This window comes from Stenotrophomonas sp. FW305-3-2-15-E-LB1 (assembly GCF_058787375.1).
Genome location: NZ_JBYSZR010000036.1, coordinates 35335 through 48819 on the forward strand (window position 1 = coordinate 35335; position 13485 = coordinate 48819).

Annotated in this window: 12 protein-coding genes and 4 tRNA genes; 6 read left to right on the forward strand and 10 right to left on the reverse strand. The window is 68.2% G+C overall.

The window, feature by feature from the left end; translation table 11 throughout:
• Positions 1 to 124 precede the first annotated feature (124 nt).
• The 3 genes from AC3WL7_RS19315 to AC3WL7_RS19325 all read left to right on the forward strand — a co-directional run bounded on the left by AC3WL7_RS19315 (position 125) and on the right by AC3WL7_RS19325 (position 445).
• A tRNA-Glu gene (locus tag AC3WL7_RS19315) sits at positions 125 to 200 on the forward strand.
• A 46-nt stretch (positions 201 to 246) separates the two neighbouring features.
• A tRNA-Ala gene (locus tag AC3WL7_RS19320) sits at positions 247 to 322 on the forward strand.
• A gap of 47 nt (positions 323 to 369) precedes the next feature.
• Positions 370 to 445 (forward strand) — tRNA-Glu (locus AC3WL7_RS19325).
• A gap of 60 nt (positions 446 to 505) precedes the next feature.
• Here AC3WL7_RS19325 and AC3WL7_RS19330 read toward each other — a convergent pair.
• Entirely contained in the window at positions 506 to 922 is a 417-nt protein-coding gene (locus tag AC3WL7_RS19330) for a GNAT family N-acetyltransferase (protein ID WP_079222271.1), read from the reverse strand.
• A 76-nt stretch (positions 923 to 998) separates the two neighbouring features.
• Between AC3WL7_RS19330 and AC3WL7_RS19335 the strand changes: the two genes are divergently transcribed.
• A complete protein-coding gene (locus AC3WL7_RS19335; protein WP_313142739.1) occupies positions 999 to 1955 on the forward strand; it encodes an SOS response-associated peptidase family protein in 957 nt (318 codons plus the stop codon).
• Positions 1956 to 1970: 15 nt separating this feature from the next.
• Here AC3WL7_RS19335 and AC3WL7_RS19340 read toward each other — a convergent pair whose 3' ends face one another.
• The gene (locus AC3WL7_RS19340) at positions 1971 to 2351 is read right to left on the reverse strand and encodes a response regulator (protein WP_492752541.1); all 381 of its coding nucleotides are present in this window, start codon (positions 2349 to 2351) and stop codon (positions 1971 to 1973) included.
• A 138-nt stretch (positions 2352 to 2489) separates the two neighbouring features.
• Between AC3WL7_RS19340 and AC3WL7_RS19345 the strand changes: the two genes are divergently transcribed.
• A tRNA-Leu gene (locus AC3WL7_RS19345) sits at positions 2490 to 2575 on the forward strand.
• A gap of 64 nt (positions 2576 to 2639) precedes the next feature.
• On the opposite strand, the gene AC3WL7_RS19350 is transcribed toward AC3WL7_RS19345, so the two are convergent.
• The 3 genes from AC3WL7_RS19350 to AC3WL7_RS19360 form a co-directional block, all read right to left on the reverse strand.
• Positions 2640 to 4478 (reverse strand): methyl-accepting chemotaxis protein, encoded by a 1839-nt coding sequence (locus AC3WL7_RS19350; protein ID WP_492752543.1) that lies wholly within the window; start codon positions 4476 to 4478, stop codon positions 2640 to 2642.
• Between the two features lie 271 nt (positions 4479 to 4749).
• Positions 4750 to 5160 carry a GNAT family N-acetyltransferase gene (locus AC3WL7_RS19355; RefSeq protein WP_492752545.1) on the reverse strand — a complete coding sequence of 137 codons (411 nt, stop codon included), beginning with the start codon at positions 5158 to 5160 and terminating at the stop codon, positions 4750 to 4752.
• Positions 5161 to 5175: 15 nt separating this feature from the next.
• The gene (locus AC3WL7_RS19360) at positions 5176 to 5451 is read right to left on the reverse strand and encodes a hypothetical protein (RefSeq protein WP_492752547.1); all 276 of its coding nucleotides are present in this window, start codon (positions 5449 to 5451) and stop codon (positions 5176 to 5178) included.
• A gap of 166 nt (positions 5452 to 5617) precedes the next feature.
• Here AC3WL7_RS19360 and AC3WL7_RS19365 point away from each other — a divergent pair, with 166 nt between their 5' ends.
• Entirely contained in the window at positions 5618 to 6706 is a 1089-nt protein-coding gene (locus AC3WL7_RS19365; RefSeq protein ID WP_492752548.1) for a DUF5694 domain-containing protein, read from the forward strand.
• A 2-nt stretch (positions 6707 to 6708) separates the two neighbouring features.
• Here AC3WL7_RS19365 and AC3WL7_RS19370 read toward each other — a convergent pair whose 3' ends face one another.
• From AC3WL7_RS19370 to AC3WL7_RS19390, 5 genes are all read right to left on the reverse strand, one after another.
• On the reverse strand, positions 6709 to 7080 hold the full coding sequence (locus AC3WL7_RS19370; protein ID WP_492752550.1) for a hypothetical protein: 372 nt from the start codon (positions 7078 to 7080) through the stop codon (positions 6709 to 6711).
• 61 nt (positions 7081 to 7141) lie between these two features.
• A complete protein-coding gene (locus AC3WL7_RS19375) occupies positions 7142 to 7369 on the reverse strand; it encodes a hypothetical protein (RefSeq protein WP_492752552.1) in 228 nt (75 codons plus the stop codon).
• 75 nt (positions 7370 to 7444) lie between these two features.
• On the reverse strand, positions 7445 to 8839 hold the full coding sequence (locus AC3WL7_RS19380; protein WP_492752553.1) for an efflux transporter outer membrane subunit: 1395 nt from the start codon (positions 8837 to 8839) through the stop codon (positions 7445 to 7447).
• Positions 8826 to 9989: an efflux RND transporter periplasmic adaptor subunit gene (locus tag AC3WL7_RS19385; protein ID WP_492752555.1), complete on the reverse strand. Its 1164-nt coding sequence runs from the start codon at positions 9987 to 9989 to the stop codon at positions 8826 to 8828. Before AC3WL7_RS19385 ends, AC3WL7_RS19380 begins: the two co-directional genes overlap by 14 nt.
• A complete protein-coding gene (locus AC3WL7_RS19390) occupies positions 9982 to 13200 on the reverse strand; it encodes an efflux RND transporter permease subunit (RefSeq protein WP_492752556.1) in 3219 nt (1072 codons plus the stop codon). The genes AC3WL7_RS19385 and AC3WL7_RS19390 overlap by 8 nt, the downstream gene beginning before the upstream one ends.
• Positions 13201 to 13485: the final 285 nt, after the last annotated feature.

Genomic DNA, 13485 nt, shown 5'->3' on the forward strand with positions numbered 1-13485 from the left:
GGGCCATAGCTCAGCTGGGAGAGCGCCTGCATGGCATGCAGGAGGTCAGCGGTTCGATCCCGCTTGGCTCCACCACTTTCGACATTAGGCCGTCGAAGGTTCTACAACTTGAAGTTTTTCGTGCGTCCCCATCGTCTAGAGGCCTAGGACATCACCCTTTCACGGTGGCGACCGGGGTTCGAATCCCCGTGGGGACGCCAGTTTCAAAACGGACCCTGCTCCCGGCAGGACAATCCGGAGTTTCATGGGGCCATAGCTCAGCTGGGAGAGCGCCTGCATGGCATGCAGGAGGTCAGCGGTTCGATCCCGCTTGGCTCCACCACTTCGACATTAGGCCGTCGAAGATCTACAACTTGAAGTTTTTCGTGCGTCCCCATCGTCTAGAGGCCTAGGACATCACCCTTTCACGGTGGCGACCGGGGTTCGAATCCCCGTGGGGACGCCAATTCTTGAAGACCCCGGCCTCGGCCGGGGTTTTTCTTTGCCTGTCATCCAGGCATCGAGTTCAGAAGCGCCGATACATGCCGACCGACGCCGGCGCGGTGGGTGCAAACCCGAACTGCGCGTACAGGCGATGCGCCTCGCCATCGGCGAGCAGGCTCACATAGGCCGATGGCGGCAGATTCGCCTGCATCCACGCATCCAGCCGCCGCATTACTTCCTTGCCCAGCCCCTGCCCCTGCAACCGCGGCAACACGGCGATATCGCAGACCTGCAGGTGGCAACCGCCGTCGCCGACGATCCGGCCCATCGCCACCAGCTCACTTCCCTGGTAGGCGCAGACGCCGAACAGCGTGTTGGGCAGCGCGCGGCTGGCGGCCTCGGCGGTCTTCGCACTCAGCCCGGCCAGCAGGCGCAGCTGGCAGTAATCCTCCACGGTCGCCACGCCGTCGCGGAACTGGCAGGTCGTCGAATCACTCATGCGTCATCTCCAGGTGGTCAGGCTATCCTGCCGTAGTCACGTCGCAGCCGCTGCGACCTTCGCCCACAGAACGCCCATGTGCTACTCCGCCCTGATCCGCGCCGACTACGCCAAGCTTGTCCGTGAATACGGCGCCGTGCTGTCGCTGGAAGAATTTGCCGAGCTGTACGCACACGATCCCGGCAAGAAGCGGCCGAAGACACCCAAAGCGATGGACGATGGCTTTGCCGGCGCGCGCACCGGGCAGGGCCGCGACATCGTGGCGAAGATCCAGCAGTGGCATGCCGAGGAGCAGCAGGCGCTGCAGGCCGAGCTGTTGAAACAGAGCGAACGGCGCGACATCGCCCACGCCACCCTGGCCACGCGGCCGACACAGAAAGCACGCAACGACCTGCGCGTGGCCAGCAACCGCATCGAACGCGCGCAGGCACGCCTGGACGACCTGCACCGGGTGCAGCTGCTGCCGCGCGACAACCGCATCTTCCCCGGCACCTACGCGCCGGTGATGGTCAGCGAAAACGGGCAGCGGGTGATCAAGCCGATGCGCTACCAGTGCCGCCTGCCGGACAAGCCCGCACGCAACGACGTGCTCTACCCGGGCACCTACAACGCGCGACGCGACAGCCTGGAAGGCTACTGGCGCGGCGCCTTCGGCCTGCGCCACGGCGTGGTGGTGGTCAGCGCGTTCTACGAGCACGTGCCGCGCCATGCCATGGCCGGCCGCAGCCTGGATACCGGTGAAAAGGAACAGGACGTGGTGCTGGAATTCCGCCCCGACCCGCCGCGTGATCTGCTGCTGGCCTGCCTGTGGGCCGAGTGGGAAGGCCCGGAAGGCCGGCTGTTGTCCTTCGCCGCGATCACCGACGCACCGCCGGCCGACGTGGCTGCCGCCGGTCATGACCGCGGCGTGGTGCCGATCCGGCCGGAACACCTCGATGCCTGGCTCAACCCCGATCCGGACCAGCTGGCCACGCAGTACGCCATCCTCGATGACCGCGAGGATCTGCGTTACGTCTACGAAGAGGCGGCCTGAGCCTGAGCCCGGCGGTCAGGCCCTGGCGCTGGAACGGCCGACCGCGCGCACCAGTGCCCGCGACAGATCCGCCGACAGGTAGGGCTTGACCAGCAGCACGCCGCCGCGCATCGACGCAGGCAACTGATCGGCGGTCATGCCGGTGGCCAGAACGAAGGGCACGCCGCGTGCGGCCAGGGCAGCAGCCACCGGTTCACTGGTCTCGTTGCGGGCCAGCCGGTAATCCAGCAGGGCCACGTCCGGCGAGGTGTCCTGCAGCAGGCGCAAAGACTGGGCAACCGTCTCGGCCAGACCGACCACCACGGCGCCCGCCTGCACCAGCTGCATCTGCAGTAGGGCGGCACTCATCTCATCGTTCTCGACCACCAGCACCCGCAGGCCTTGCAACGCAGTCATGGGCCTCCCTCCGGCGCCTGTCAACCGGATCCAGTATAGCCATCGCCCAGCCATTACCGACAAAACAACGGGCTTCCGGCCCTGTATGGAGGCGCCTCTATGAAGGTCCGCCGGGCTCGGTTACACTAGCCCGCTGCTGCCGGTGTGGCGGAATGGTATACGCAGCTGACTCAAAATCAGCCGGGGGTGACCCCATGAAGGTTCGAGTCCTTTCACCGGCACCATCGAACAAAAGGCCAGGTCATCGACCTGGCCTTTGGCGTTTCTGCAGGCGGTTCCGCCCCGGCGTCAGGTCACGACGCGCAGCATCGGCGTCCGCTGCACGCCTGCACCGCCCTGCCCCGCATCCACCCGGAACCCGGCCACGGTCTGCAGCAGCTGCGCGGACTGTTCCTCCATGCTGCGCGCCGCCGCCGAAGCCTCCTCCACCAGCGCTGCGTTCTGCTGCGTGCCCTGGTCGATCAGGTCGACGGCCTGGTTCATCTGCTGGATGTCGTCGCTCTGCTGCTGTGCCGCCGTGCTGATCTGGGTCATCAGTTCGCTGACCCGGCGCACATCGCGCACGATCTCATCCATGGTGCGTCCCGCGCTTTCCACCTGCGCGGTGCCGGCGCCGACGTTGGCCACCGATGCGTCGATGAGCTGCTTGATCTCCTTGGCCGCACTGGCCGAACGCTGCGACAGCTCGCGGATTTCGGTGGCCACCACGGCGAAGCCGCGGCCATGCTGCCCCGCGCGCGCGGCTTCCACGGCGGCATTCAAGGCCAGGATGTTGGTCTGGAAGGCAATGCCGTCGATCACCCCGATGATGTCGACGATGCGCCGCGAGGACGTGTTGATCACCGCCATGGTCGAGACCACTTCATGGACCACGGTGCCGCCGCGCGCTGCCACTTCGGCCGCGCCACCGGCCAGTTCACTGGCCTGGCGTGCATGGGTGGCTGTGCGCTGCACGGTTTCGGCCAGGCCCTTCATCGACACTGCCGTTTCCTCCAGCGAGGCGGCCTGCTGCTCGGTGCGCTGGGACAGATCGTTGTTGCCCTGCGCGATCTCGCTCGCGCCCACCGCAATGGTGTCGGCGGCGAACTTGATCTGGCCGAGGATGCCGGCCATGGCCTCCACCAGCGCGTTGACGCCCTCGCAGAGATCGGCGATCGGGCCACGCTTGTCGGTCATGTCCACGTGGTGGGTCAGGTCACCCTGCTTTGCGGCCGCCACCACTTCGCGGGTCTGCGCCACGGCGCGCTGGGTGGCCTGGTTTTCGTGCACCTGCGCGGTGATGTCGGTGGCGTACTTCACGACCTTGAACGGGCGACCGTTCATATCGAGGATGGGGTTGTAGGACGCCTGGATCCACACCTCGCGCCCGTCCTTGCCCAGCCGCCGGTACTGGCCCGCGTCATACTCGCCCCGGCCCAGTTTTTCCCAGAACTGGCGGTATTCGGCACTCTCGCGCTGGTCGGGTTCGACGAACAGGGAATGGTGCCGGCCGCGCACTTCCTCCAGCGTGTAGCCGGTGGCAGCGAGGAAGTTGGCATTGGCGGACAGGATGCGTCCGTCCAGGCTGAACTCGATGACCGCCTGCGACTTGTCGATGGCCGCCAGCTGGCCTGCCGAATCGGCGGCCTGCAGCTTCTGCGCGGTGATGTCCGTGGCGAACTTCACCACCTTGTACGGCCGGCCCTGGCGATCCAGCACCGGATTGTACGAAGCCTGGATCCAGATCTCGCGCCCGCCCTTGCCGAAGCGCCGGTACTGGCCGGCGTCGAACTCGCCGCGCGCCAGTCGCGCCCAGAACTCGCGGTACTCGGCGCTGCGGGCATGCTCGGGGTCGACGAACAGGGAATGGTGCTGGCCCTGGATCTCATCAAGGCGGTAGCCCACCGCCTGCAGGAAGTTGTCGTTGGCCTGCAGGATGGTGCCATCCAGGGCGAACTCGATGACCGCCTGCACGCGGTGCAGGGCAGCCACCTGTGCGGCCAGCTCATCCTGCCGGCGGTCCTGCGCGGACACATCAGTGGTGGTGCGCTGCGCACCCAGCGCGCCCAGCAGCAGGCGCCAGGGTGAATAACGGGAATGGGAATCGGCCGGCGTCTGCTCACCCGCCGTGAAGCCTGGCATCAGCATCGTGGGTTCCTCGGAGTCCAATGAAATGCAATCCGGCGGGCGGATGCCCGGCGGGGCCATCAATTGCCTGGACTTGCAGACGCGCGGGGGGAAGCGTCCTTGTTCGTCTTGCGCGTAAAGCTGGACTGCGGACTGCGGAAGGCGGTACACACAGCACGGGCCGCCCGTCGGGGGCAGCCTGGAGTCCAGCAGCGAAAGGCAGGAGCGGGATCCAGTCAGGTTATCGGCGGGCCGGACGCCACCTTTAGGGCGATCTGCACGGCCCGCGCCTTCACAACGCCCGGCGGTACAGCAGCTTGCCCCCGGCCTCGCCCTGGGCCTGGTAGCCATTGCGCTCCAGCAGGGCCACCATCTGCGGGAAGGCCTGCGAGGTCTTCACTTCGATGCAGCCGTAACCCTGCGCGGCTGCCCAGCGCTGCTGGGTTTCCAGCAGCGCCTGGGCGATGCCCTGGCGGCGATGGGCCGGATGGATGCCGCCGACCCAGCTGTAGAAGCGCCTGCGATCGAGCGCGTAACCCACCTTGAAGCCGACCAGTTCACCGCCCTGCTCGGCCACCAGCACCAGGTGGCGGCGCCCGGCCAGGCGTTGCGCATAGGTGGCATGGGTGCGTTCCTGGCCCAGCTCGCCTACGCCCTGCAGCACCTGCAGGGCTTCGTCCAGACTGCCGACTCTTACCAGCATCGTGTTCCTCCGCGGTCAGCGTTGACGCCACATCATCCAGCGCAGCACGGCAATGGCCAGCACGGCCGGCAGGTAGCCGAGACTGCCCACCCACACAAGCAGCGCCGCCGTCACCCAGCCACCGCCGCCACCGAAGATCCACGACGTGTGCTGCAGGACATGCAGTGCCACCGGCATCAGCAGCGCCGGCGACAGCCGCAGCAGCTGCCAGCGCCAGCCGAGCGGTCCGACGAAGCCGATGATCGCACCGAGCAGTGCAGCGATCGTCACGATGGGGAGTGCAGCGTCCATGTCGGTGTTCGTTTGCAGGGTGCAGCAGCCATTGTGGACCACCACCGCCGTTACAGCGATGCGCGCTGCGCCGGGAAGGTTGCAATGACCAACGACCCATTACATCGCGCGTCGCTGCGTGCAGCATCACCTGCATCACGGATGCATCCATTGCAGGGAGAAGCCCATGTTCAAACGTCGCGCGTGTGTCTTGTTGTTGAGCCTGTGCAGTGCCGCCGCCGGCGCCGCTGATGCGCCCTATCGCCCCGCCTTCCACCCGGGCGAGCACAAGGGACCGCCTGCCGGCCGCGTGAATGACGTCCTCGTTCTGGGCAGCCCGCATCTCTCCACCCTGCCCGATTCCTTCCAGCCGGCGATGCTGGAGCCGCTGCTGTCGCGCCTGCAGGCATGGCAGCCCACGGCCATCGCAGTGGAGAACGTATCGGGCCTGCAATGCGATTTCATGCGCCGCAGCCCGACCCGCTACGCCGACAGCGTGAGCACCTACTGCGTCGACACCGCACCGGCACAGGCCGCCACCGGGCTGGATGTGCCGCAAGCCAATGCGGAAATGGAGCGGATGCTGGCGACCTGGCCGAAGGACGCCACGCCGGCCCAGCGGCGCCGGCTGGCGGCGGTGGCCTTGGCCGCCGGCGAACGCGGTTCGGCCATCGTGCAATGGCTGCGCCTGCCCAACAGTGAGCGCCGCGCGGCCGACAGCCTGACCCCGGAACTGGTCGCCTTCCTGGATGCACGCGTGCTGCGCAAGGACGAGGTGAACCTGGTCGCCGCCGAGCTGGCCGCGCGGCTGGGGCTGGAACGCCTGTGGTCGGTGGATGACCACACCGCCGATACGGAAACCCCGAAGGAACTGCAGAAGGCCTATGCAAAGGCCATCCGCGGCGCGTGGGACAACCCCGCCAGCAAAGCCCGCCGCGCGGCCTCTGCTCCCTTCGATGACAACGTGGCCCAGCCAGGCGGCGTGCTGGCCCTCTACCGCCACGAGAATTCCCCGCAGACCGCGCAGAACGTCTACGACAGCGACTTCGGCGCTGCCCTGGTCGAACCGTCGCCGGAGGGCTTCGGCCGCAACTACGTGGGCTATTGGGAAACCCGCAACCTGCGCATGGTCGCCAACATCCGCGACGTGCTCGGCCAGCATCCGGGCACGCGCATGCTGGCCATCGTGGGTTCGTCACACAAGTGGTACTACGAGGCCTACCTGGACCAGATGCACGATGTGCGGCTGGTGGATGTGGCGCCGCTGCTACGCTGACGCTACGGGCCGAACGTCTTGACCATCAACGCGGGCGAGACGAACACGCGCAGCCCATGCTCCAAGGGCTGCTGCATGTCGTAGCCGCGCGCATGCGGCCAGCTGCCGGCCCCACCGATTTCGACGAACTCGGCCCCTGCATTGCGGACCACCCGCGCGCCCGGGCTGGATGCGAGGCAGCCGTCAAACACCGGCTCGCCCTGTCCCGCCGCAAACACCTGTACGCGTGCATCACCGGTGAGCGCATTGAAGCCAAGCTGCAGCTTCACGCTGCCCTGTGCATGCGCGACCTCCACGTCGATACCCTCGGACGTGCCCACCCGCGGTGCGACGCCGAACAATTCAAGAAACGCGGTTTCGTCCCAGGCAAACATCGGTGACCTCGTCATTCGTAGAAGAAGCAGTCGAGCATGGCTCGACTCTACAGATGCGTGGTCAGCGTGTCCGCCGCCCATTGCGCCACAGCACCGCGCTGGCGCCGATGATGCAGGCCAGGGTAGCCAGCAGTGCGCTGGCCACGCCCCATTGCAGCACCGGCACCAGTGACTGCGCCAGCGGGTCCGCGCGCAGCTGTTCCAGGCGCAGGCCGCCGGCCAGGGCCAGCAGCCAGCCGATGCTGGCGGGCGCGTAGGCGCCGACGATGTGGGTGTTCCAACGGCTCATGGCACTTCCCTGCTGAGGTGGCGATGGGGCGATTGTTCCGCCCCGCCCTCTCACAGGTTGAGACCGTGGCCGGACTCAGCGCGCCCAGCCGCCGCCGAGGGCTGCCATCAGCGCTGCGCTGGCCTGCAGCTGCCGGCTCTGGATGTCCTGCAGGCCGAGCTGCGCCTGCCGCGCATCGGTCTGCGCACTCACTACATCCAGATAGCTCACCGCGCCGCCGGCGTAGCGGTCGCGTGCGATCTGTTCTGCGCGCCGCGCGGCCTGCACGGCGTCGTCCTCGTGCCCGCGCTGCGCGTCCAGCTGGCGCAGCAGGGTCAGCTGGTCCTCGACCTGGCGGATCGCCGCCAGCACCGTGGCCCGGTACTGCGCCGAGGCCGCATCGAACTCGGCGTAGGCCTGCGCCTTCGCAGCCCTGCGGCGGCCGCCATCGAACACCGGCAGCGCCGCCAGCGGGCCCAGCGCCCAGTAGCGGTTGCCCACGTCCAGCACCGACGCGCCGCCCGAGGTCTGCCCGCCCAGCAGCCCGGTCAGGCTGAGCTGCGGGAACCAGGCGGCACGCGCCACCCCGATGCCGGCGTTGGCGGCAAACACCCGCCGCTCGGCTGCGGCGATGTCCGGACGCTGCTGCAACAGCTTGCTGGGCAGGTCCGCGGGAACCTGCGGCAGCGCCGGCAGATTGCCATCGGCCAGCACGAAGCCACTGGCCGGGGCCCCCACCAGTTCGGCGATGGCATGGCGCAGCAGCGCGTGGCGTGCATCCAGTCCGTCCAGGTCGGCCTGTGCGCTGGCCAGCTGGTGGCGCGCGCGGGCCACGTCCAGTTCCGAGGCGATCTCGCCGCGGAACCGGTCTTCGGTCAGGGCCAGCGCCTGCCGGTAGTCGTCGATGCTGTCGCGCAGGATCACCTGCTGCGCCTCGGCGCCGCGCAGCTGCAGGTACAGCCCGGCCAGCTGCTGCGACAGGCTCAGCCGCGCTGCCGCCAGGTCATCGCCACTGGCCTCGGCACGCGCCCCTGCCGCAGCAGCGGCGTTGCGCAGGCGTCCCCACAGGTCCAGGTCGAAGGACAGCGAGAACGCCGCGCTGTTGCTGTCGTAGATCGCAGGCTGGGTGGCACTGCGCAGCGGCTTGTCATCGGACTGGCGCTGGCGCATCGGGCCACCACTGAAACCGACCTGCGGCGCGCGGGCCGACGCCACTTCACCGGCTGCGGCACGCGCGGCATCGTAATGGGCCACGGCCAGCGCCAGCGTCGGGCTGGCCTCGACCAGCTGCTGCTGCAGGTGGTCCAGCTGCGGATCCTGGAAGGCCTGCCACCACGCAGCCGGCAACGGCGAGGCGGCCGCGGGTGTGCCACTGCCTTCATAGCCGGCCGGCATCGCCACGGCAGGCACCTGGTAAGTCGGCGCGAGCGAACACCCGCCGAGCAGCACCGCGCCCAGCACCAGCACCAGCCGACGTTCAACCACGCGCATGTGCAGGCTCCTGCTCACCGGCGACCACGCGCACATGGTCGCCTTCGCGCAGGGCATCCGGCGGATTGGGAATGACCCGGTCGCCCGCGTTCAGCCCACGGTCCACCCGCAGCGTGCTGCCCAGGTCGCTGGCGATATGGATGTCGCGCAGGTGGACGATGTCCTTGCCATCGACCACCGCCACCTGGGTGCCCTTGGCGCGGAAGATCAGCACCTCGGACGGCACGCTCACGCCATCGCCGCCGCCCTGCTGCGGCAGGGTCACTTCGGCGTAGCTGCCCGGCAGCAGCGCGCCGTCGGCATTGTCGACCACGAACTGCGCCAGCAGCGTGCCCGAACTGCGGTCGATCGCACTGGAGTCACCCTGCAGCGTGGCGGTGAAGTGGCGGCCGGACTGGCCCGGCACCTGCAGGCTGGCCTGCAGCCCCGGCGTGATGCTGCCCGCGCTGCTCTGCGGCACCGGCACCATCAGGCGCAGGCGGCGCGTGTCGGCAATGTTGAACAGTTCGCGGCCGCTGTCATCGGCGCGGATCAGCTGGCCGACGTCGGTCTGCCGCGAGGTCACGGTGCCATCGAACGGTGCGCGCAGCGTGCGGTAGCGCCCCAGCTCCTGCAGCCGCGCATAGTCGGCCTGCGCCGCTTCCACGCTGGCCTGCGCCGCCAGCGCATTGGCCTGCTTCTCATCGGCTTCCTGGCGCGACACCGAATGGCTGCCCAGCATGCCCTGCCAGCGCTCGGCACTGACCTTGGCCAGCGCGGCATCGGCCTGCGCCTGCAGCAGGTGCGCATGGGCCTGGGCGATCTGCTGGTCCAGTTCCGGGCTGTCGATCACCGCCAGCACCTGGCCCGCCTTGACCGACTGGCCGATGTCGGCAGTCCACGATTTGAGGTAGCCACCGACGCGCGCGTGGATGGGCGCTTCGGTCCAGGCGGTCAGGTGCGCCGGCAGGGTCATCGTGCCCGCCGCCGCCTGTGCACCGGCCGTGACGACCTGCACGGTCGGCACCGCCTGGCGCTCGGTCCATTCCACCACGGCGTGCGCCTGCTGCGCGCGCAGGCCCAGGCCGGCGGCAACCACGACCACCGCGATGGCGGCACCCAGGATGAGGGGGCGGCGCAGCGAACGCTGCGGCAGCGAAGCATCAGACATGCAGGGGCTCTCCGGCGGGGACGGTGCGGGGCTTACGCGAGTGGGCCAGGGCAAACACCACCGGCACGAACAACAGGGTGGCGCAGGTCGCCAGCAGCAGGCCGCCGATGACCGCGCGGCCCAGCGGCGCGTTCTGCTCGGTGGACAGTGCGGTCGGCAGCATGCCCAGGATCATCGCCAGCGCGGTCATGCAGACCGGTCGGAAACGGGTGAATCCGGCTTCCAGCGCGGCCTTGGCGGCATCGCCGTGTTCGGCCAGGCGCTCGCGGCAGAAACTGACCACCAGGATCGAATTGGCCGTGGCCACGCCCATGCACAGGATGGCCCCGGTCAGCGCGGGCACCGACAACGATGTGTGAGTGAGGAACAGCATCCAGACCACACCGGCGAGGCCGGCGGGCAGCGCGGTGATGATGACGAACGGATCGGTCCACGACTGGAAGTTGATGACGATCAGCAGATAGATCAGCACGATGGCGGCCAGCAGGCCGTAGCCGAGGCCGGTAAAGGCCACATGCAGCGCATCGATCTGGCCGTGCAGGCCGACCTCGGTGCCGCGCGGGCGCTGGCTGGCCATGCCATCGATGACCGTCTGCACATCGGCGGCCACCGCGCCCAGATCACGCCCCTGCACGCTGGCGTACACGTCCAGGGTGGGCTGCACGTTGTAGTGGGTCACCACCGCCGAACTGGACCCGCGCTGGATCTCGGCCAGGCCGCCCAGCACCTGCGGCACGCCGCTGCTGCCGGTGACCGGCAACGCGCTCAAGGCGGCCAGGCTGTCCATGCGGTACTGCGGGGTGGCGGCCACCACGCCATAGGAGATGCCGTTCTTCGGGCTCAGCCAGAACGTCGGCGCCACCTGGCCACTGCCGGCCAGCGAGGCGACCATGCTGTTGGTGACGTCGCGCTCGGTGATGCCCAGGCCGTTGGCGCGCAGGCGGTCCACGTCCACCTTCAGGGTCGGGTAGCCATCGGGCTGCTGCAGGCGCAGATCGACCAGGCCGGGCACGTGGCGCAGGCGGCGGATCAGTTCCTGCGCATAGGCGCGGTTGCCGGCCGCATTGGGCCCGGCAATGCGCACGTCCATCGGCGCCGGCGACCCGAAGTTGAGGATCTGGCTGCTGGTATCGGCCGGCAGGAAGGCGAAGCTGGTACCCGGGAAGGCGGCGGGCAGCACTTCGCGCAGGCGACGCTCGTACCCGGCCGCATCACCGTGTCCGGGCTTCAGCGAAACCTGGATGTCACCGTCCTGCGGGCCGATGGTGCCGCTGGCGCTGTAGGCCATGTTGATGCCGGTCATCGGCAGGCCCAGGTTGTCGACGATGGCATCGATCTCGGCCGGCGGGACTTCCTGGCGGATGCGCGCTTCAATGCGGTCGAAGGCAGCAGCGGTTTCCTCGATGCGGGTGCCCAGCGGCAGGCGCACATGCAGCGACAGCGCACTGGCCTCGGTGGCCGGGAAGAAATCCTGGCCCAGGGTCGGCAGCAGCGCGAAGGACACCAGCACGCAGGCCATGAAGCCGATCAGGAACGGCCGGCGGTTGCCCAGGGCCAGGCCCAGCAGCGCGTGGTAGCGGTCACGCACGGCCGAGAAACCGGCTTCGAAACGCTGCTGCCAGCGCACCAGCGTGGCGGCCAGGCGCGCACGGCGGTGCTGCGGATGATCGCCCTCGTGATGGTTGAGGAAGGCATCTTCGGGATGGTGGCCCACGCCATGCTCGACCCGGTGCGGGCGCAGCAGGTACAGCGCCATGGTCGGCACCAGCGTGCGCGACAGCACGAACGAACTGCCCATGGCGAAGATGACCGCCAGCGCCATCGGGCGGAACAGGTAGCCGGCGATGCCATCGAGCAGGAACATCGGCACGAACACGATGCAGATGCACAGCAGCGAGACGAACGCGGGGCCGACGATCTGTGCGGCGCCATCGAGGATGGCCTCGCGCACGCCCTTGCCCTGCTCCAGGTGCCAGTTGACGTTCTCGATGGTCACCGTGGCATCGTCCACCAGGATGCCCACGGCCAGCGCCAGGCCGCCCAGGGTCATCACGTTGAGGGTCTGCCCGGCCGCCGACAGCAGCGCGATGGCCGAGAGCACCGCCAGCGGAATCGACGCTGCAATGATCACCGTCGAGCGCCAGCTGCCGAGGAAGACCAGGATCATCACGCTGGTCAGCAGCGCGGCGATGATGCCTTCGCGGGCGACGCTGCTGATCGATTCACGCACGAAGGTGGACGCATCGCCGAGCAGCGAGATCTTCAGCGATGGCGGCAGGGTTTCGCCGATCTGCGGCAGCATGGCGCGGATGCGGCTGACCAGGGTGAGCGTGGAGGCATCGCCATTCTTCAGCGCGGCCATCAGCACCGAGTGGCCGCCGTTGACGCGCACGATGTTGGTCTGTGGCGGCGAGCCATCGCGCACGTGGGCGACCTGGCCGATGGTGACCACCGCGCCATTGACCGTGCGGATCGGCAGATCGTTGAGCGCTTCGATGTCGCTGGGGCTGTTGTTGAGCAGCACGGTGAACTCGTTGCCGCCGAGCTTGGCCGTGCCCACCGGGGTGATCTGGTTCTGCGCGGCCAGCGCGTTGCCGACGTCCTGCGCGGACAGGCCCTTGGCGGCCAGCGCCTGCGGATCGAGGTCGAGGGTGATCTGCCGTTGCTTGCCGCCGTAGGGTGCGGGGATGGCCAGGCCGGGAATGGAGGTGAGCGGTGGGCGCACGGTGTTCTGCGCCAGGTCGCGGATCTGCGATTCGCCCAAGGTCGGGCTGGAGAACGCCATCTGCAGCACCGGCACGGTGGAAGCGCTGTAGTTGAGGATCAGCGGCGGGGTCATGCCGGCCGGCATCTGCTTGACGATGGTCTGCGAGATGGCGGTGATCTGCGCGTTGGCGGTACGGATGTCCACGCCGGGCTGGAAGAACACCTTGACCACGCCCATGCCGGCCAGCGACTGCGATTCGATGTGTTCGATGTCGTTGACAGTGGTGCTGAGCGCGCGCTCGTAGGGCGAGATGACGCGGCCGGACATGGCATCGGGGGACAGGCCGGTGTACTGCCAGACGACGGCGATGACGGGGATGCCGATGTCGGGGAACACGTCGGTGGGCGTACGCAGGGCGCTGAGCGGACCGACGATGCAGATGAAAATGGCCATCACCACGAAGGTGTAAGGCTTGTTGAGCGCGGTCCTGACCAAGCCGAGCATGCAGCTCTCCAGCAGTGCGTGTGCCCACCGTGGGCAGCGCAGGCCGGAAAGTATCGGCGCTGGCAGTTAAAACAAAGCTGTGCCGTGGATGAAACATCTTTCATGAAAGGGGTGGGGTTCGGCAGGGCTGCGCCCTGCACCTGCTTAATGCAACGTCAACTGCAAAAGCCAGAGCGGCATTCCGTGGGATGGCGGGGCACTGTGGGTGTGCGGGGACGCCGTAAACCCATCCATGGGGGCTTGGTCGCCGCATCCATGCGGCTCACACCCCGCAAACCCACAGTG

Excerpts from the sequence above, each read along its gene's own strand:
- AC3WL7_RS19335 (WP_313142739.1), top strand. The coding sequence starts at position 999 with ATGTGCTACTCCGCCCTGATCCGCGCCGACTACGCCAAGCTTGTCCGT.
- AC3WL7_RS19390 (WP_492752556.1), bottom strand. The coding sequence starts at position 13,200 with ATGCTCGGCTTGGTCAGGACCGCGCTCAACAAGCCTTACACCTTCGTG.
- AC3WL7_RS19355 (WP_492752545.1), bottom strand. The coding sequence starts at position 5,160 with ATGCTGGTAAGAGTCGGCAGTCTGGACGAAGCCCTGCAGGTGCTGCAG.
- AC3WL7_RS19330 (WP_079222271.1), bottom strand. The coding sequence starts at position 922 with ATGAGTGATTCGACGACCTGCCAGTTCCGCGACGGCGTGGCGACCGTG.
- AC3WL7_RS19375 (WP_492752552.1), bottom strand. The coding sequence starts at position 7,369 with ATGAGCCGTTGGAACACCCACATCGTCGGCGCCTACGCGCCCGCCAGC.
- AC3WL7_RS19350 (WP_492752543.1), bottom strand. The coding sequence starts at position 4,478 with ATGCTGATGCCAGGCTTCACGGCGGGTGAGCAGACGCCGGCCGATTCC.
- AC3WL7_RS19340 (WP_492752541.1), bottom strand. The coding sequence starts at position 2,351 with ATGACTGCGTTGCAAGGCCTGCGGGTGCTGGTGGTCGAGAACGATGAG.
- AC3WL7_RS19365 (WP_492752548.1), top strand. The coding sequence starts at position 5,618 with ATGTTCAAACGTCGCGCGTGTGTCTTGTTGTTGAGCCTGTGCAGTGCC.
- AC3WL7_RS19370 (WP_492752550.1), bottom strand. The coding sequence starts at position 7,080 with ATGTTTGCCTGGGACGAAACCGCGTTTCTTGAATTGTTCGGCGTCGCA.
- AC3WL7_RS19385 (WP_492752555.1), bottom strand. The coding sequence starts at position 9,989 with ATGTCTGATGCTTCGCTGCCGCAGCGTTCGCTGCGCCGCCCCCTCATC.
- AC3WL7_RS19360 (WP_492752547.1), bottom strand. The coding sequence starts at position 5,451 with ATGGACGCTGCACTCCCCATCGTGACGATCGCTGCACTGCTCGGTGCG.
- AC3WL7_RS19380 (WP_492752553.1), bottom strand. The coding sequence starts at position 8,839 with ATGCGCGTGGTTGAACGTCGGCTGGTGCTGGTGCTGGGCGCGGTGCTG.